Below are 1,157 nucleotides of genomic sequence, written 5' to 3'. Positions count from 1 at the left end.
CAGGATTCCACCGTCAGCCCCTTCAAACACCGTTTTCTGAAGTGGTGCCAGCAACTCTGCACACCCGCCCAGGCCCCAACTACCGCCCAGTAGGGTCAGAACAATCAAACAACGCCACAGATACTTTACGGGCATAGATACGGGCATATATAAGGAGCGTGACTGCGCACTCATAAGGATTCCATCTCAAAAATCATCCCATGCCTTCATTCAGGTTGCAGGTTCCCTCTTTTTCAAAATAAGTAGCTGGGGGGATATAGACTGCCAACCTTATTCGCTATGCTGTTTGGAGCGATACCCCTGCCCCCCATAGGCATGGGTTAGGCAACCGGGTTGCCGTCGTTCAGACCTGATTCTGAGCGGTTCTCACAATCCTTTTGTCCTTTGAAACAAAGATCACCCCTTTAAGCATGATGCTCAATCAAGTCCTTTCCCAATTCAAATCACGGTTCCCCGCCCCTGCGGTCCATGCCCACTGCGACGGCCCCTGTGGCGTCTATGATTCTTCCTCAGCACGGGTGGCGGCGGAAGCGGTCCTGTCTATGACCAAAAAACTCCTGGACCTGAATAACGACGGTTCTGTCGCGGCTCAGAATACCTTTTCTCGCTTTGTCGCGATTAAGGAAGAACAGGCCCAACTCGCCAAGGACGAGCTACTCATCCTCTGGACCGACTACTTCAAGCCCGCCCACCTAGAGCAGTTTCCCGATCTCCACGACACCTTCTGGAAAGCAGCGAAACTCTGCTCTGCCTGCAAGGTAGAAGTAAGCCTGCAACACGCTCAGGAATTAATGGCAGCGGTGGAGAAAATCCACGGCATCTTCTGGACTAGCAAGGGCCGCGATGTCACCTGGTACACCGCTAGCTAGGGTGTCATATCGTGTTCGGCTAATTGCCCACAATTTTGAACAGGGCGAACAGCCGTTCTACCCACCCAATAGACTTGTGTGGCTAATTAAACGGACTTGATATCAACCCTAATCAGTCCTGTTTTGGATCAACGCACTGTGAGCCAAAGTAATGGCCCCGTACTTTAGGCAATGTTGCAACCTAAAGTACGGGGCCATTATCCTAAAAAATCTGAATTTTATTGATTGACGGGTGGACGACCCTCAAGATTCAATCCAACTACGCTTCCAGAATTTCAGCTATGGCGT

1 protein-coding gene is annotated in these 1,157 nt (G+C 51.0%); it reads left to right on the top strand.

The features are described 5' to 3' along the window. Window positions 1-410 precede the first annotated feature (410 nt). Window positions 411-869 (top strand): superoxide dismutase, Ni, encoded by a 459-nt coding sequence (gene sodN, locus LEP6406_RS0203600; protein ID WP_008315566.1) that lies wholly within the window; start codon window positions 411-413, stop codon window positions 867-869. Window positions 870-1,157: the final 288 nt, after the last annotated feature.

This window comes from Leptolyngbya sp. PCC 6406 (genome assembly GCF_000332095.2).
Lineage (GTDB): Bacteria > Cyanobacteriota > Cyanobacteriia > Phormidesmidales > Phormidesmidaceae > PCC-6406.
Note: the sequence above shows the minus strand (reverse complement) of the source record. Positions and strands in the feature narration are given on the sequence as shown.